Origin of the sequence: Trichococcus sp. K1Tr, from assembly GCF_028309625.1 — a bacterium.
Lineage (GTDB): Bacteria > Bacillota > Bacilli > Lactobacillales > Aerococcaceae > Trichococcus.
The window spans coordinates 17,039-34,585 of sequence record NZ_JAQMHR010000001.1; the positions used below are offsets into that span (position 1 = coordinate 17,039).

Sequence of the window (17,547 nt, forward strand, 5' to 3'; positions counted from 1 at the left end):
TAGCATCTGTTTTCATTGTGTTTTCCAGGCATGCAGCTCAGCCAATATCCGGATCGGGTAGCAGAGATTTGCCAATTCAGCTTCTATTCCTTAAAATGAGGGGGTGAAGGCTGACCCTTGCAGCAAAAAGATAGCAAAACAGCCCATACTAAAGAATCGAAGGGAGACCTGTAATCATGACATTGAAAGAAAGAGTAAACAAAGATTTCATCCAAGCAAGAAAAGACAAAGATACATTGAAGGCGGATGTCCTGCGTCTCATCAAAACGGAGTACGATTCTTTCCTGATCGACAACAAACGCGAGATGACCGAAGCAGAGCAAATCCATGTTTTTCTGAAGGATATCAAGAAAAACAACGAAGCAATCGACTATGCGAAACAAGTCGACCGCACGGATCTGATTGAAGAGAACCAGAAAAAATTGGCCATTCTGGAGGCGTATGTCCCCAAAATGATGGACGAAAGAGAAGTCCGCTTCTTTTTGGCCGAAAATGGGGTAGCCGAAATGCCGTTGAAGGATGCGATGAAATTCTCGATGCAAGTGCTGGACGGAAAAGCCGACAAAGCGCTCGTCTCCAAAATCATCAAAGAACTGTTGGCAAAATAATGCATCAGACAAGAAAAGGACTGCGCGGCTCAAGCTGCACGGTCCTTTTCTGAAGTGAAATCCAAGGTTCCTCCGCCCTGAATCTTTCAAGTGATCAGTAATAGGCGAATAATCAGTCTTTTTTGATCCATTTGTTTCCGGCTTTGTTTGTAGGTGGAAGTCTGTGCCCTTCGACAATATGGACTTCTTTGCTGCCGGTGATTTTGCCCCCTCTAGGGCCAACTTCTTTGTAGACGCCAGGAGGAAGATTATCCGTACCCGGTTTGTGCAAATCTTTTTGATCGATTTTCATGTTTATTGCTCCTTTCTTTCCTGAAGAGCGACGGCGGAGGCACTGCTTGGTATAGTTTAAGTATATCGCTGCAAGCGCAAACAATCAAATGGTGGCTGTCTTCGGAAGGTATTGTGCAAATTTGAACAATATTTCAGGATTTCCGACTGCTGTAACAAATTGAAATACAATTGTCATATTTCTATCATGTAATAGTATTTTAATTTTGATATACTTCATCTCGTAGAAGAAACAGGAGGAGAAGTATAATTGGGAAAAAAACATATCGCGTTGTTCGCATCAATCTTATTGCTTAGTCCGATTGCAGGTGGATTTACTGCTCAAGCGGCTACATTGGAAGAATTACAACAACAAAAAGATGCTTTGCAATTAGAAACGAATACGATTCAATCGCAGATTGAAGAAAAATCAAATTCATTGAATACTTTGGAATCCGAAAAATCAAACTTGGAAACAAAAGTGAATGAACTTCAATCGCAATTGGATGAATTGATGAATCGATTAGCGGCTCAAGAACAAAAATTAGCTGATATCGAATCAAAAATTCTGGAATTGCAAGCTGAAATTGAAGCATTACAAGTGGTCATCGACCAGAGAACCGAAAAATTAAATACGCAGGCTCGTTATATCCAAACGGATGCGGGTGTTACGGATATAGCTTCAATGCTGTTGTCTTCAGAGAATTTCTCTGACCTAGTCGGAAAAATCACGGTCGTTTCAAAGATTGTGACTGCCAACAAGGACATCGTGGAACAACAGGAAGCAGATCAGCAAAAAGTCGAAGACAGCAAAGTTGCTGTTGAAGAAGAAAAACTTGCTGCTGAAGCATTGAGACAAGACATTCTGATTTCAAAAAATAATGTCGTAGCCCAAAAAGCTGAAATCGACGTCCAAATCGCGCAAGTAATCGAGAACTACGAGTTGACTGAAGCCGAGAAAAATGGCTTGGAATCAACCAGAGCTGACTTGGCTGCACAAACAGAAACAATCAGCAATGACATGGCGGCTGAACAAGCCCGCATCACAGCTGAAGCCATCGCAGTAGCCGAGGCAGAAGCAGCAGCCATCGCAGCAGCGGAAGCTGCCGCAGCAGCAACGGCAGCTAATAATCTGACGGCATCAGCAGCACCGACTACGACTGCATCCAGTAGTTATACTGTAAACTCTAATGGTTTCATAAAACCAGCCAGTGGATACTATTCATCCCCTTACGGATATCGTCTTTCACCGATAACTGGTGGCTATGAATTGCATAGAGGGCAAGATATTGCAGGCAGCGGAGCGATTTCAGCAGCGCAATCCGGTACAGTGGAGACAGCTACTTATCATGCAAGCTATGGCTATTATGTCGTCATCAATCACGGCACAATTAATGGAGTAAACGTTAAAACTTTATATGCCCACATGCAACCAGGGTTATTGGTCGCGCCTGGACAAACCGTGAGCCAAGGGCAACAAATTGGAATAATGGGTACAACAGGGGATTCAACTGGGGTTCATCTCCATTTTGAAGTTCAAGAAAATGGCGGATTAGTTGATCCGCTTACTTATATCGGTGGCTAATATAATAAAAATTTGAAGAGATTGGGAGTTCCCAGTCTCTTTTTTCTGCCGTTGGGTGAAAAGTCAGTAGTAAATGGAGTATAATAGCGAATATGTTGAACTGAGGAGTTACAAAATGGAAAAGATTGTATCGATGAAAAATCAAAAAGTTAAACAATGGAAAAAACTGCAGACCGCCAAAGGCCGGAAAGAGGCGGGGGCTTATCTGATCGAGGGGACTCATCTTTTGAAGGAGGCCATCAAAGCAGATGCGAACATCCTTGAAGTCGTGATGACGGAAGCTTTTCGCGAACAGTCTGATCTGCAGATCGCTGAAGGGGACATCATCCTCGTTTCCCAGGAGATTCTCTCCAGCTTGGCCCAGACCGAGACGCCACAAGGAGTCGTTGCGATCGTCCAGATTCCTGAAGCCGCTCCGATTTTGGAATACAAAGGCAAATACATCCTTTTGGATCAGGTTCAGGATCCAGGAAATGTCGGCACCATTATCCGAACCGCGGATGCTGCCGGGTATACAGGGGTCATTTTAGGGGAGGGATCGGTTGATCTCTACAATGACAAAGTACTGCGTTCCATGCAAGGAAGCCATTTCCATCTGCCTGTATATCGTGGTGATCTGCAAGAGTTGATCCCAGAATTGAAGAACAACGGTATCCCGGTATACGGTACCGAACTGAATGAAGCGGCTGTCGATTATCGGACCGTTTCCCCGACCGATGCGGTTGCGTTGGTGCTGGGTAATGAAGGGAATGGTGTTTCAAAAAAAATATTGGCACTGACGGATAAAAATCTGTATATCCCGATTTTCGGCGAAGCGGAGTCCCTGAATGTCGCAGTTGCGGCAGGCATTCTGCTTTATCACTTCGTCGGCTGAAGAAATTCATGAAAAAAACGCTATTTTTTCAATTAAACGTGAAAAAGTGTTGCCTTTGTGAAATTCCTATCCTATTATAGAAAACAGACATGAACTTTTTGTATGCGAGCAAGCGGACTGCCGACTTCCTGACTAGCATCGTTCGTGATTCTTTTCCTTTTCGGATGGAAGGAAGCGACGGCCACAAGCATTTTTCTGAGGAATTAATTCGGTTAGTGCAGATTGCAGAGCAGGATGCTTACTTTTTGTAAACATTTTGTGACAAAAGGCACATTCCCTTTGACAGGGGAAATGAGGGTGTTTATAATAGGTCAAAGAGGTGAAGGCTGTGAATAAAATGCTGGAAGTAAAAAAATGTATTTGTCCAAAGTTTGAAAAAACATTCTCTATCTTAGGGAAAAAATGGACCGGCTTAATCATCGAAGTCTTGATGGACGGAGATAAACGATTCAAGGAATTGGCCGTGCAGATACCTAATGTCAGTGATCGAGTATTAGTGGAACGCTTAAAAGAGCTGGAAGATGAAAAAATTGTAGTAAGAACCGAAAATCCTGCGGCGGCAATCAAAGTGATGTACGGATTGTCCGACAAAGGGAAAGCTTTGAACAATGTGATGCTGGAAATCCAAAATTGGTCGGATGCTTGGGTCTAATCCGAACTTGACGGAAGCGGCATTTCCGGGTAAACTGGCAAAGTAAGTAAAATGAATACGAAAAGCGTTGAAGGGAACCTTCACGATCTGCAGCTTTTTTCAGGGAATATTGGCCAATGACTGCGAGCCTTTATAGAAGCCGATTGTGATTTTTCACTCCCCGAGCTGACTTTGGGATTTGCCCTGTGCAATGAATAAAGTTCCGGTTTATTACCGTTAAACAAATGAAGTGTCGTTGCTTGCAGCGAAACAAGGGTGGTACCACGAAAATCTCGTCCCTTACCAGGGACGGGATTTTTTTGCATTTTTTCAAGAAAAGGGGACAGAACATGGAATTGAAAGCAAAATTACAAACATTACGTATAGATGCCTTACAACAAGTCGAATCTGCAGAAAATCTGCAGGCATTGAATCAAGTCCGCATTTCCTATTTAGGGAAAAAAGGGCCGATCACAGAAGCTTTGAGAGGGATGAAGGATTTAAGCCCTGAAGAGCGTCCCGTCATCGGAACTTTGGCAAATGAACTGCGCGACGACATCGAAGCCGCCATCCAAGCCAAAAAAGATGCGCTGGAAATCAAAAAAATGGAAGCCGAAATCGCGGCTGAAACGATTGATGTCACCTTGCCGGGCAAAAAAATCGCTCAAGGCACAACTCATGTCTTGACGCAGATCAACGAAGAAATCGAGGATCTGTTTTTGGGCATGGGTTACAAGATCGTGGACGGCCCAGAAGTGGAACAGGACAGCTACAATTTCGAAAAGATGAATCTTCCGAAAGATCATCCGGCCCGCGATATGCAGGACACTTTCTACATCACCGATGAATTGTTGTTGCGTACGCATACGTCTCCAGTCCAAGCGCGCACGATGGAGAAACATGATTTTTCCAAAGGACCATTGAAGATGATCAGCCCGGGGAAAGTCTACCGCCGCGACAGCGATGACGCGACCCATTCACACCAATTCCACCAAATTGAAGGATTGGTCATCGGCGAGAACATCACTTTGGCTGATCTGAAAGGCACGCTTGCCGTCTTTGCCAAAAAATTGTTCGGCGAAGAGCGCGAAATCCGTTTGCGTCCAAGCTACTTCCCGTTCACGGAACCATCTGTCGAAGTCGATGTCAGCTGCTTCAAATGCGGCGGATCCGGCTGCAACGTCTGCAAACAAACCGGTTGGATCGAAATCCTGGGATCCGGCATTGTGCATCCGAATGTTCTGGAAATGTCAGGGATCGATTCCACGAAATATTCCGGTTTTGCTTTCGGCCTTGGGCAAGAGCGTGTAGCGATGTTGAAATATGGAGTGGATGATATCCGCCACTTCTATCAGAACGACATCCGATTCTTAAGTCAATTTGATGTGAAGGAGTAATGAAATGAAAGTTTCCTATAAATGGTTAAAAGAGTATTTAGATCTATCCGATGTAACACCTGAAGAATTGGCTGAAAAAATGTCCCGCACGGGTATCGAGGTGGACGACGTCGTCTATCCTGGCAAAGGTTTGTCCAAAATCGTTGTCGGCGAAACGTTGTCCGTGGTTGACCATCCTGATTCGGACCATCTGCATGTCTGCCAAGTGAATATCGGGGCTGAGGAACCGATCCAGATCGTCTGCGGCGCGCCGAATGTGGCTGGCGGCCAAAAAGTCATAGTGGCTTTGCATGGCGCACGGATCACCGGCAACGCAAAAATCAAAAAGGGCAAGATGCGCGGCCAAGAATCGAACGGAATGATCTGTTCGTTGGCTGAATTGGGCTACTCTGAAAGTGTCGTTTCAAAAAAATATGCGGACGGGATTTTTGTCCTGCCTGCTGATGCTGTTCCCGGAACGGAAGTCGTTGACTTGTTGGAACTGGATGATGCGATTCTGGACATCGACATCACGCCGAACCGTGCAGATGCTTTGAGCATGCGCGGATCCGCCTATGAAGTCGCAGCCATCTACAACAAAGCGCTGAAATTCCCGGAAGCTCCTGTCTCCGAAAAATCAGGTTCTGTTGCGGATTACATCAAAGTTGCCGTTGAGGACACGAACGATGCTCCTGCCTACCATATCCAAGTGATCAAAGACGTAAAAATCGCGGAAAGCCCGCTTTGGCTGCAGAACAAACTGATGAACGGCGGCATCCGCCCGATCAACAACGTAGTCGACATCACGAATTATATCCTGTTGGAATACGGCCAGCCGTTGCACGCTTTCGACTATGATCAAATCGGTTCCAAGGAAATCATCGTCCGCCGTGCCAAAGCGAACGAAATGATGACTACGCTTGATGGAGTGGAAAGAAAGTTGGATACGGATAACATCGTCATCACGAACGGTACTGCGCCGATTGCGTTGGCGGGCGTCATGGGCGGTCTGGATTCAGAAATTACCGATGAAACTGTGACTGTCGCTTTGGAAGCGGCTTTGTTCAATCCGGTTTTGATCCGCAAAACAGCCGGGAAGTTCAACTTGCGCAGCGAATCCAGTTCCCGTTTCGAAAAAGGCATCAACGTAGCGACAATCCTCACAGCTGGACAACATGCCGCTGAACTGATCCATGAGTTGGCTGGAGGCACTATCGTTGCCGGTACGGCTTCTGTCGATACTGTGGAAGTGAAGGACACGGAAGTGGTCATCACTTTGGAAAAAATCAACCGTTCGTTGGGGACTGCCATTTCCAGCGATGAAGTGACTGCCATCTTCAACCAGTTGGGCTTTGCATCGACGTTTGACGGCGAAACATTCACAGTTGCCGTACCGCCGAGAAGATGGGATATTTCCATCTATGCGGACATCCTTGAAGAAGTCGCACGCATCTACGGATACGATAACCTGCCGGAAACATTGCCGATCACACCGGCTTTGCCGACTGCATTGACGCCTAAACAACACACGATGCGCATCACCAGAAGATTCATGGAAGGTGCGGGACTGACCCAGAACATCAGCTATGTCTTGACTACCTCTGAAAAAGCGCGGGAATACGCAGTCGAAGACAAGGAAGGCATCCGTTTGGCTTGGCCGATGAGCGAAGACCGCAGCACACTGCGGATGAACTTGTTGAGCACGCTGCTGGACAATGCCGCTTACAACGTTGCCCGCAAGAACACGGATATCCAATTTTACGAAATCGGTCGCGTCTTCTTCCCGTCAGCTGATCGCGTTTTGCCGGTCGAAGCGGAGCGTTTGGCAGGCGTGATGACAGGAATGGCCTACCAAAAAGATTGGCAAATGGCTGCCGAACCCGTCAACTTTTATCATGCCAAAGGGGTATTGGATGGGTATTTCGAGACGATGGGCCTGAGCGATCAGATCCGTTTTGAAGCTGCCAAATACCTGAAATGGATGCATCCAGGCAGAACGGCTGCCGTCTATCTGGGCGATGCCTATATCGGTTATGTCGGCCAGGTCCATCCGGCAACGGCAAATGCCTATGACCTGAAGGAAACGTATGCTTTCGAAATCGATTTCGAAGCGATCATCGCCGCACCGAAGGAAGTGATCACGCAACAGCCGATCCCTAAATTCCCTGGCGTGACCCGCGATGTGGCTTTACTGGTGGATGAAACCGTCACACACCAACAGATCGTCAAGACCATCAAGGAAAACGGCGGGAAATTCCTGAAAGATGTCCATCTGTTCGACATCTATCAAGGCAAGGGCATCGAGGACGGCAAAAAGTCGGTTGCTTATTCCATGTCATTCCTGAACCCTGAAGCGACGCTTGTCGATGAAGACATCAACAAAGCCTTCGCCAAATTGGTTGCGGCTCTGGAAACCGAATGCGGAGCTGCGATCCGTTAAGGAAACCAGCTTGCTTCATTTTACTGAACAACATAAAAAAACGATTCGCCGTTTCTGAGGCGAATCGTTTTTTGTATAGGCTAGCTTCACGAACCCGTTCCGCTTTTGTTATTATCTGTTCGCCAATCGGATGGCTTTTTGGGTGTTTGCGAAATGGAGTTTCGTGTATTTGTCCAGCAGTTCCAAGCCGCCTTCACGGTACATTTCCGCAGCAATCAGGTCGACGTTGGCGCCGGCACCTGAAGGGATCGGATAACCGGAGGCTGCGGTCATGTCCGCCAAGGTCTTCAGGAAGTAGTAGCGGGCGATGATGGAAGCCGCCGCCACCGCCAGATGGTGGGATTCGCCTTTTGTCTGGAAATGAATGTTTTCCTTCACTTGCACTTTTTGATCGGCGATATGTTTGAAATACGTGGAAGGTAATTCAAACTGATCGACCAGTATCGCTTTGGGCTTTTCCGGAGCGATTTTCTTCAACAGCTGATCGAGCACTTGGTTGTGCAGCAAAGCCTTCATTTTCCCTTGGGACATCGTCGGTTGGACCTCATTGTATTTCTCGGGCATCAAGTTGATGACGCTGTGCGGGACTTGCTGGACTAACTGCTTCGCGATGGTGATGATGCGGGCATCCGTCAGCGCTTTGGAGTCCTGGACGCCCATGTTTTTCAGCAAGGGCAACTGTTCGGCGGACGCGTAGACAGCACAGACAGTCAAGGGCCCGAAATAACTGCCGTTGCCGACTTCATCGCTGCCGATGACGGACCAGGTGGAAAAGCCTGCAGGGAGGCCGGTTTTGCTCGGGACCTCTTTTTTTAGGCCGTTTTTTGCGGCAGTGAGTTTTGAATCCCCAACCTTCTCGCTGGATGGTTGCCACTGCGCTGCTTCGCTTTCGGCGTTCTGGCCTTGGAACAGCACTTTCCCGGAGTTGTAACCGGTGATGGTGGTCTGGTTCTTTTTGGCTGTGAAAAGGCTGTGCGGCACTGGTTTCACAGCATAATCCTGATAAAAGACGGCCATCTTTTTCAGTTGGCCCGGCGTTGCTTTCAATACGACATTCGACATATTCTCATCCTTGCTCTATTTGATTTTTCTGTGCAACTTTTTGTTGGTAGCATCCCTTATTCTATCACAGGAAGGGCACTTCTTGATGGTGAAATGTGATGGGAGTCAGCAGGCTATTTCCGGTAAATGGGCAGGTTTGCGAACAGGAAGAGGTTTATACTGCAATTTGCAAGATTTATGTTAAAATATACTAGACAGTTTTTTAATGGAGGTCTTTTATTATGACGGAAAACAAAAGAAGATTCAAAACAATCATAGCAGGGAAGACCTATACGATTGTGGGAAATAAAGCACCAGAGCATTTGACTGCGGTATCGGAATTGGTCAATGCGCAATTGGAACAGATCAAACAAGCAGCACCGGCGCTTGGTAGGGAGGAGCGCGGTATTTTAGTGGCTGTGAACGCTATTTCCGATCAGATCACGAAACAGTTGGAGATGGAAGAGTTGCTGTTGAAAGTTGCAGCGCTCGAGAAAGCTTTGCAGGAAAACCAAAGCGTTACACACTCTGTTCCCGTTGAGGAAACAGAGCAGATTGAGCCGGAGAAGGCTTTAGCTGAGGCGCCCAAACCTGAAGCGGTTGCCGAAGTTGAACCAAAAACTGAGGCGGTTCCTCTGGTCGAGGAGAAAGCAGCTAAAGAAGCAAGCGAACCTGAAACAAGAGCCATCGAAACGCCTGAAAAGCTCCAAGTTGCTGAAAAGATGACTGGTAATGCGGTCGCTAAGAAGGCAGTGGCTACCTTTGCGGGAAAAAAGCGCGATAACGAGAGCCAAACAGTCAACTCTATGCCTGCAACCATCAGTGAACTGCAACAAGCTGCACGTGAAGCCAACGACCTGCCGGCCAGGAAATCCAATTCAAAATTGACGAAGACGACAACAGCTTCCGAGGCAGCACTGAAACGGGCGCAACACAGAACCCAAGTGCGTTCGGCATTGGGTGTCAACAGGAATGCTGAAAATGCCATTCCGCCTTACACCAAAAATCACGAGCACGATGGAAAAAAGTAGTGAAAAGACTGTAGAAATCAGGTGAAAAAATGCTTACGTTGATCATAGTGCTCTCATTATTGTGGGGCATCTATACAGGCGTCAGAAGAGGTCTTATTCTGCAGGTTGTCTACACCTTGGGATATTTCATTTCTTTCTTGGTCGCCAGAGAATACTACGCCGTTGTTGCGGAGAAAATCGATCTGTTGGTCCCGTACCCATCCGTCGAGTTCGGCAAAGAACTGATATTTTACTCTGAACAGGTGTCTTTTGTCCTGGATCAGGCGTTCTATAACGGTTTGGCGTTCATCCTGTTGTTGTTCGCAGGCTGGCTTGTCACGCGATTTGTCGGGAGCATGCTGAATTCATTGGCGTTCTTCCCGATCATCAAACAGCTGAATGAGCTGGGTGGCGGCATACTAGGATTCCTGATGCACTACATCGGGATCTTCCTGTTGCTGACGCTCGCATCCATGATTCCATTGGATTTTATCCAACAGCTTTATGTCGATAGCGAACTTGCGGCATGGATGGTATCAGAAACGCCATATTTCTCACGTTTGATCTATGACTGGTGGATCGGCATCATTCAGTAACAGAATGTTAATTTAACAGAAGGGACTGTATAGTGTACTATATCGTCCCGTTTTTTTGGTAGAAGCACTTTTTAGGAGAATGAGATGAATAATAAAATTAGCAAAACATTAGAGTTCGAAAAAATAAAACAACAGCTCCAGAATTTTGCTGCAACCGACCAAGGGAAGGACCAGATTCAGGCTTTGCGGCCCGAAACCGATCCGGAAAAAGTCGTTGCATTGCAAAATGAAACGGAAGACGGCAGAAAGGTGTTGCGCCTGAAAGGCGGGATTCCGATGCCGAGGCTGAAATCCATCCGCAGCCACCTGAAACGTCTGGAGATAGGCGGCACCTTGAACGGCAAAGAGATCGCCGAAATCGGACGGGTATTGTCGACGACAAGAGAAATCATCCAGTTCTTCCAATGGTTCGAAGACAACGAGATTCCCTTCTTTGTCCTGGACGAATTGGTTGCTAGGCTGGTCGTATTGCCTGAAATCACAAGAAGGATCCAAGCAACCGTCTATGAAGATGGGACGATCCAGAATGATGCCTCGCCTGCCTTGAAAGGAATCCGCACAGGAATCAAGCAGGGCGAACAGAATATCCGGACCAAATTGGATGACATCATCAGAGGCAACAAAGCGTCCTACCTCAGTGATGCCATCATCACCATCCGTAATGACCGGTTTGTGATTCCGGTCAAGATCGAATACCGCAATCACTTCGGCGGGATTGTCCACGACCAAAGCTCAACGGGGCAGACGCTTTACATCGAACCGCAAGCCATCCTGGATCTGAATAATCATCTGCGCCAGCTGGCTGCGCAGGAGAAAGCGGAAATCGAACGGATCTTGTATGAATTATCGATGGAAATCGAGCCTTTCACACAGGAATTGTACGGGAACAGCGAAGTGTTGGCGACTTTGGATTTCATCAACGCAAAAGCGCGTTATGCCGATTCCCTGAAAGCGACACGCCCGATCATCAGCAAAGAGAACCATATCGCCATCTGGAAAGCCAGACACCCGCTCATCGATCAAAATGATGTAGTCGCGAACGATCTGATCCTCGGCGAAGCATACCAAGCCATCGTCATTACCGGTCCGAATACGGGCGGAAAGACGATCATGCTGAAAACACTCGGAATCATCCAGATGATGGGCCAATCCGGGCTTCAGATACCGGCGGATGAGGACAGCCAAATCGGCATTTTTACGGAAATTTTTGCGGACATCGGAGATGAACAGTCGATCGAACAGAGCCTGAGTACGTTCTCCTCGCATATGACCAATATCGTCTCGATCCTTAATCAGATCGATGACAAAAGTCTGGTGCTGCTGGATGAGTTGGGTTCCGGAACCGACCCGCAAGAGGGAGCTTCCTTGGCCATCTCGATTTTGGACTACATCGGCGGCATCGGCAGTTATGTCATGGCCACCACCCATTACCCTGAGCTGAAAGCCTACGGTTACAATCGCTCCGGCACGATCAATGCCAGCATGGAATTCAACGGAGAGACTTTGGCTCCGACTTATCGTCTGCAGATAGGCGTTCCCGGACGAAGCAATGCCTTCGATATCTCGAAGCGACTCGGCCTGAATCCAAGCATCATCGATCAAGCGCGCAGTTTCATCGATGTGGACAGCCAAAACCTGAACGAGATGATCGCGGATCTGGAACAGAAGCGACGCGTCACCGAAAAAGAATCCTTGCAGCTCCAAGCGCAGTTGGAAGAATCCGACAAGTTGTTGGCGGATCTGAAGCGCGCCAACGAAAAACTGGAAACCAACAAGGAAAAAGTCATCGAAGACGCCAAGAAAGAGGCCAACAAGTTGGTCGATACGGCGAAAGAAGAAGCGGAATTCCTGCTGCAGGAAATCCGTGAAATGCAGCTGAACATGGGGACTTCCGGCAGCATCAAAGAACACGAGCTGATCGATCTGCGCAAGCAATTCAATGATCTGCGCCAAGAGGAATCTTTGGTCAAAAACAAAGTGCTGCGCAAAGAAAAAGAGAAAAAGATGTTCAAACCCGGCGATGAAGTCATGACGGAGACGTATGGCCAGCGAGGCACACTCGTTGAAAAGAAAGGCAACGCTGAATGGGTCGTGCAGATGGGGATCATGAAGATGAAGTTGCCGGAGTCGGACCTCAGGCTGATCAAAGAGGAACCGCAGCAACAAAGAAGACAAAGGCAGATTGCCACTGTCAAATCGGCTTCAACCAGTCACGTGGCGACGCAGCTTGATCTCAGAGGCCAACGCTATGAAGAAGCTTTGGCTGAAGTCGATCAATATTTGGACGCCGCTTTATTGGCTGGTTATCCGCAGGTCACTATCGTTCACGGAAAAGGGACAGGCGCCCTCCGCAAAGGGGTGGGCGACTTGCTGAAGCGTCATCCGCAAGTGCTGTCCTACGAGTATGCAGCGGTTAACGCCGGTGGAAACGGCGCGACGATCGTGACGTTCCGCGGCTGAGCAGATTGATTGGTACTGAGCAAAACCTCTGCTATAATGAACACATAACGATGAATTGTGAAGGGAGTAAATACAATGGTAAAAATATTAACAGATGCAAATTTTGAGGCAGAAACGAAGAATGGGGTCGCACTGGTGGACTTTTGGGCAACTTGGTGCGGACCTTGCCGCATGCAATCACCGATCATCGATGAATTGGATGCAGAAATCGGCGACAAAGTGACTTTCGCTAAAATGGATGTGGATGCTAACCCGCAAACGCCAAGCCAATTCGGCATCATGGGAATCCCGACATTGTTGATCAAAAAAGATGGCCAAGTCGTAGAAAAATTAGTCGGCTACCATGCAAAAGAAATGCTTGAAGAAACGCTTGAAAAATATATCTAAACAATAAGAAAGAGTTGCCGGTGTCCTGATGTTTCAGGACTTCCGGCAACTCTTTTTTTTTTTGGAACTTTGTGGTGGAGGTTGTCATTTTTGACGAATGGTAGTTGGCCGGAGGAGAGCCAACGAACCGGATGTGCAACTCCGGTCAGAGCTGCACCACCGGAGTTGCACGTTCCCATCGCAGTCCCTCCTCCGGTGAGGGTCCCTTCACCGGAGGACAGCGGGGTGGACGGGGCCTCAGCTCCGGCCAAGGCGGCTTCGCCGGAGAACAGTCAAATCGCGTCGCATTCCCCAAAAAACGCGCAAGCATCCCGGCAATTCGCTGCCGGGATGCTTGCGCGTTTGGATTCATTCGATGAATAGGGTGATGATGACTTCTTTTTTCTTGTCTTTCCCGACGAGGATTTCTGCTTTTGCTTCACAGGGGAGACCGGTCGTCATCTGGATCTGCTGCGCCAAAAATCCGGCTTCCAGTTGGAAAGAGGCCTGCTCGTTTTGGGTGCGGACAGTGATCAGATCGCTTTCCAGACGGTATTGTTGCGTATTTTTTTCTTTTTTGAGCAGTTCCAGCTGTCCGAAACCGCAATAAATCATCGCTTCATATAGGTCTTCCTGACTTTTTAATGGGAATTGCCGAGCCAAATCTTTTCCGGCCCAATACAATATTTCATCGGTATGTTCGCCAAGGATGTTACCCAGAAGGTAATCCCTTATCAATAAATAGGAGAAGTGTTCGTTATCGATAATACGGGCATTTTCGTTTTCAGGATTCAATTCATTTCCCCCCTTAAATCTACACTTCATTATACACGTATTTTAAATAGTGGATAGAGCCTATTTTCAGGCGATGCCTATCAATGGCGTTTTTTTTCAACATCAGGCATAATAGGGTTAAGAAATCCAATACTCAAATTGAAAGGAAGATGTTTATGTGGACTGCCAAGAAAGTTTTGGGATTGATGCTGCTGTTGATTCCGGTCTTCAAATATATTTCAGACTGGAAAAAAGAAGAGGAACAACGCCGCTTGCTGAACGGTTGAACAGACATCTCCATCCATACATAAAATGAAAACTCGTTATACCGCATTGCGCGATATAACGAGTTTCGTTTGTGATTATGACCTGATACCGTGCACTCTTTTGATGTTCAGCCCAAAAAGGATGCCGTTCCCGGGTGCGGTGATGTTTACCGCATCTTCGATTTGGTTGATGATTTTTTCGGAATGTTCTGCCTTGGTCAACACCAGCAGGATTTCCTTTTCCGGTTCCAAAGCCAGATTGAACAGCTTCTTGTTTTCGTGCATACCGGATCCGCGGCCGGCAATGACGGTGCCGCAGTAGGACTCTTCGCAGCGCGCGCTTTCGAAGACGCGGTCGATCATTCCTTTGTCGACGACGGTTACGATCGATTGATAACTCATCTGTGTGTCCACTCCTTTTCCTGGTTACTGAAATTGAGACAATTGTAGCACAGATATTTCTGAACAGCCAATAAACGGCAGTGACCCTAGAAAAAGAGACCCTATTTTCCGCAAAAGCGAAGCAATTTCGGATGAAATTTGCCTCATTTTCACCAAAACAGTGCATCTTAAGGTAAAATAGAGATACGAAAACAAATAAAGGAAGTTACTGCATGAGCAAAAAAGCAATCGGTTTTATTGACTCTGGTGTCGGCGGCTTGACCGTCGTGAAACAAGCAATGAAACAACTTCCCAATGAATCCATTTATTATCTGGGGGATTCCGCCAGATGCCCCTATGGACCAAGGCCCAAAGAAGAAGTGATTCAATACACATGGGAAATGACACAGTTTCTGCTGAAGAAAGATATCAAAATGTTGGTGATCGCCTGCAACACAGCGACTGCAGCCGCCTTGGACATCATCCGCGAGCGTGTGGACATCCCGGTGGTCGGCGTCATCAATCCCGGCAGCCGTGCGGCCATCAAACATTCGAAAAATGAACGCATTGCCGTAATCGGCACAAAAGGCACCATCAACAGCGACGTTTATAAACAAACCATCAAGGACAAAGACAAGGGCATTTCGGTCATCAGCATGAGCTGTCCCAAATTTGTGCCGCTTGTGGAGAGCAACCAATACAACGGATCAATCGCCAAAAAAGTGGTTGCGGAAACGCTGAAACCCTTACTGAAGGAATCGATCGATACCCTCATTCTGGGGTGCACGCATTATCCGCTTTTGACACCGCTCATCCAAAATGTGATGGGTCCTTGTGTGACACTTATCGATTCCGGTGCTGAAACGGTATCCGAGGTGAGTACCTTATTGGACTATTTCCGCTTGGCGGAAAGTTCGCACAACAAGGAAGCATCCGAATACCGTTTTTATACGACGGGTTCGCCCAAACTATTTTCGGATATTGCAGAAAACTGGCTCGGACAGAGAAATTTTACAGTTGAAAAAGTTGATTTGGTAAATTTGATTGAAAATGATTGAGAAATGAGGGATACGATGAACACAACTGAAAAAAAGAAAATCGTGATAGCGACTAAAAATCCGGGAAAAGCCAAGGATTTCGCCGTCCTTTTTGAACCAAAAGGCTATGAAGTCGTGACTTTGTTGGACTACCCGGAAATAGAGGATGTTGAGGAAACCGGCTACACATTTGAAGCCAATGCGCGGAAGAAAGCTGAGACGATTGCTGATTTATTGGGCATGACGGTCTTGGCGGACGATTCCGGCATTTGCATTGATGCATTGGATGGCCAGCCAGGTGTGTTTTCAGCCCGTTTCGCCGGTGGAATGAAAAGCGACGCCGCCAATAATGCCAAGGTGCTTGCGATGCTTGGGTCCCAGAAAAACCCGTCCCGAAAGGCACACTTCCATTGCACGTTGGTGCTGGCCCATCCGGATCGGGAGAGTCTGGTTGTCGAAGGGGATGTCGAGGGCGAAATCGCCGAGTTTCCGAGCGGAGACAATGGTTTCGGATATGATCCGTTGTTTTATTTGCCGCATTTAGGCAAGACGATGGCGGAATTGAGCGATGTCGAAAAAAATCAGATCAGCCACCGCGCGAATGCCCTGAAAAATCTTGAGAAAAGTTGGGCAGCTTGGCTGGAAAAGGAAGCGGATTAGATGATAAAAATACTTGCAGTCAGCGACAGTCACGGCCAAAAAGATATTCTGAACGAATTGGCTTTGCGATATGCGAATCGGGTCGATCATTTTGTCCACTGCGGCGATTCGGAATTGAGCAGTTCCGATCTGATTTGGGGGATCATGTCCACCGTGATGGGGAATTGCGATTATGATTATCAGATGAATGACGAATACCGATTCGAGGCCGGCGACAAAAATGTGCTGGTTGTCCACGGGCACCGTCATTCTGTGAGGGGCTCCGTAGCCGGATTGAAGCTAGCAGCCCAGCAAGCGAATGCTTCGCTGGTATTTTATGGGCATACCCATATCGCCAAAGCGGAGCAGGAGGATGGTATTCTGTTCATCAATCCGGGCAGCATCAGTCAACCGCGAGGCACACTGACGGAAAAGACCTACTGCATTGTCACGCTGGACGGCAAATCAGCCACAGTGACGTATTTCAATGACCGCCATCAGGAAATGGTCGAGCTGAACAATCAATTTCAAATTCTTTGATCACATGCAATGAAGGTGCTTCCGACGGCTTAGACTCCGGATGGACACCCTTTAGGAGGAAATACAAATGATTAGTAACGAAGTAGCCGGGTTATTGCTGGATAATGACGCGTGCGGGGATCTGATGATCCACGGTGAAAATGTCGCCAATGTACATTGTTCGAATAACCTGAACCATGCGTTTCTGGTCCTGTCCCAAGTGAAGTATTCCGTCATTCCCGTATTGGATTCAAAGTCCCGTATCAAAGGACTGATTTCCATACCGATGATCATCAAGGCCATCACGGAAATCGATGCGATCCGCTATGACAAAATGGAAACACTCAAAGTGGAAGATGTGATGGACAGTAATGTACAGACCATCCGCCCATGGACGGACCTTGAAGATATCCTGAACTATCTTATCGATCACAATTTCCTATGCGTTACCGAAGATGATGGCAAGTTTATCGGCATCATCACGCGCAAAGAGATTCTGACGAGAGTGAATCACTTGGTGCACGGCATCCACCGCATCTATAAATTAGAGAAAATAGAGGAGAAGGAGGAAGTCGCATCCAAAAGATAGCATGCGGATTTCTGCTTCAAGCCTAACCTTATAAATCAAAAAAGTGCTTCACTTCCAAACACATTGGAGGTGAAGCACTTTTTTC

General features: G+C 47.3%; 19 protein-coding genes. 15 read left to right on the forward strand and 4 right to left on the reverse strand.

The features are described from left to right. The first annotated feature begins 176 nt into the window (after nt 1-176). Nucleotides 177-608, forward strand: coding sequence for a GatB/YqeY domain-containing protein (locus tag PH235_RS00080; protein ID WP_140185643.1), 432 nt, complete (start codon nt 177-179; stop codon nt 606-608). A gap of 112 nt (nt 609-720) precedes the next feature. Here PH235_RS00080 and PH235_RS00085 read toward each other — a convergent pair whose 3' ends face one another. Then, complete coding sequence (locus PH235_RS00085) at nt 721-900, reverse strand: YjzC family protein (protein ID WP_086941280.1); 180 nt, start codon at nt 898-900, stop codon at nt 721-723. A 249-nt stretch (nt 901-1,149) separates the two neighbouring features. Here PH235_RS00085 and PH235_RS00090 point away from each other — a divergent pair, with 249 nt between their 5' ends. The 5 genes from PH235_RS00090 (at nt 1,150) to pheT (ending at nt 7,784) form a co-directional block, all read left to right on the forward strand. Further along, nucleotides 1,150-2,463: a murein hydrolase activator EnvC family protein gene (locus PH235_RS00090; protein WP_272160403.1), complete on the forward strand. Its 1,314-nt coding sequence runs from the start codon at nt 1,150-1,152 to the stop codon at nt 2,461-2,463. A gap of 115 nt (nt 2,464-2,578) precedes the next feature. Further along, a complete protein-coding gene (locus PH235_RS00095) occupies nt 2,579-3,337 on the forward strand; it encodes a TrmH family RNA methyltransferase (protein WP_272160404.1) in 759 nt (252 codons plus the stop codon). A 337-nt stretch (nt 3,338-3,674) separates the two neighbouring features. Next, a complete protein-coding gene (locus tag PH235_RS00100; protein WP_443080829.1) occupies nt 3,675-3,989 on the forward strand; it encodes a winged helix-turn-helix transcriptional regulator in 315 nt (104 codons plus the stop codon). Between the two features lie 329 nt (nt 3,990-4,318). Beyond that, complete coding sequence (gene pheS / locus PH235_RS00105) at nt 4,319-5,365, forward strand: phenylalanine--tRNA ligase subunit alpha (protein ID WP_272160406.1); 1,047 nt, start codon at nt 4,319-4,321, stop codon at nt 5,363-5,365. A gap of 4 nt (nt 5,366-5,369) precedes the next feature. Then, nucleotides 5,370-7,784 carry a phenylalanine--tRNA ligase subunit beta gene (pheT, locus tag PH235_RS00110; RefSeq protein ID WP_272160407.1) on the forward strand — a complete coding sequence of 805 codons (2,415 nt, stop codon included), beginning with the start codon at nt 5,370-5,372 and terminating at the stop codon, nt 7,782-7,784. Nucleotides 7,785-7,895: 111 nt separating this feature from the next. Here pheT and rnhC read toward each other — a convergent pair whose 3' ends face one another. Continuing rightward, entirely contained in the window at nt 7,896-8,846 is a 951-nt protein-coding gene (rnhC, locus tag PH235_RS00115; RefSeq protein WP_272160408.1) for a ribonuclease HIII, read from the reverse strand. Between the two features lie 221 nt (nt 8,847-9,067). Between rnhC and PH235_RS00120 the strand changes: the two genes are divergently transcribed. From PH235_RS00120 to PH235_RS00140, 5 genes are all read left to right on the forward strand, one after another. After that, entirely contained in the window at nt 9,068-9,856 is a 789-nt protein-coding gene (locus PH235_RS00120) for a cell division protein ZapA (protein ID WP_272160409.1), read from the forward strand. A gap of 29 nt (nt 9,857-9,885) precedes the next feature. Next, nucleotides 9,886-10,431, forward strand: a complete 546-nt coding sequence (locus PH235_RS00125; protein ID WP_272160410.1) for a CvpA family protein — start codon at nt 9,886-9,888, stop codon at nt 10,429-10,431. An 84-nt stretch (nt 10,432-10,515) separates the two neighbouring features. Beyond that, complete coding sequence (locus PH235_RS00130) at nt 10,516-12,891, forward strand: endonuclease MutS2 (protein WP_272160411.1); 2,376 nt, start codon at nt 10,516-10,518, stop codon at nt 12,889-12,891. Between the two features lie 75 nt (nt 12,892-12,966). Continuing rightward, a complete protein-coding gene (gene trxA / locus PH235_RS00135) occupies nt 12,967-13,278 on the forward strand; it encodes a thioredoxin (protein ID WP_106450936.1) in 312 nt (103 codons plus the stop codon). A 90-nt stretch (nt 13,279-13,368) separates the two neighbouring features. Then, complete coding sequence (locus PH235_RS00140; protein WP_272160412.1) at nt 13,369-13,641, forward strand: hypothetical protein; 273 nt, start codon at nt 13,369-13,371, stop codon at nt 13,639-13,641. Here PH235_RS00140 and PH235_RS00145 read toward each other — a convergent pair. Both PH235_RS00145 and PH235_RS00150 read right to left on the reverse strand, forming a co-directional pair. Beyond that, nucleotides 13,627-14,052 carry a YslB family protein gene (locus PH235_RS00145; protein ID WP_161525956.1) on the reverse strand — a complete coding sequence of 142 codons (426 nt, stop codon included), beginning with the start codon at nt 14,050-14,052 and terminating at the stop codon, nt 13,627-13,629. The two genes, PH235_RS00140 and PH235_RS00145, sit on opposite strands and share 15 nt — an antisense overlap. Before the next feature lie 341 nt (nt 14,053-14,393). Beyond that, nucleotides 14,394-14,699, reverse strand: a complete 306-nt coding sequence (locus tag PH235_RS00150) for a hypothetical protein (RefSeq protein ID WP_272160414.1) — start codon at nt 14,697-14,699, stop codon at nt 14,394-14,396. Between the two features lie 212 nt (nt 14,700-14,911). Here PH235_RS00150 and racE point away from each other — a divergent pair, with 212 nt between their 5' ends. The 4 genes from racE (at nt 14,912) to cbpB (ending at nt 17,462) form a co-directional block, all read left to right on the forward strand. Then, nucleotides 14,912-15,736, forward strand: coding sequence for a glutamate racemase (gene racE, locus PH235_RS00155; protein ID WP_272160416.1), 825 nt, complete (start codon nt 14,912-14,914; stop codon nt 15,734-15,736). Nucleotides 15,737-15,751: 15 nt separating this feature from the next. Continuing rightward, entirely contained in the window at nt 15,752-16,375 is a 624-nt protein-coding gene (locus tag PH235_RS00160; RefSeq protein ID WP_272160417.1) for an XTP/dITP diphosphatase, read from the forward strand. Beyond that, nucleotides 16,376-16,894: a metallophosphoesterase gene (locus PH235_RS00165; protein ID WP_272160419.1), complete on the forward strand. Its 519-nt coding sequence runs from the start codon at nt 16,376-16,378 to the stop codon at nt 16,892-16,894. It begins immediately after the preceding gene. A 67-nt stretch (nt 16,895-16,961) separates the two neighbouring features. Beyond that, nucleotides 16,962-17,462 carry a cyclic-di-AMP-binding protein CbpB gene (cbpB, locus tag PH235_RS00170; RefSeq protein WP_272160421.1) on the forward strand — a complete coding sequence of 167 codons (501 nt, stop codon included), beginning with the start codon at nt 16,962-16,964 and terminating at the stop codon, nt 17,460-17,462. Nucleotides 17,463-17,547 lie beyond the last annotated feature (85 nt).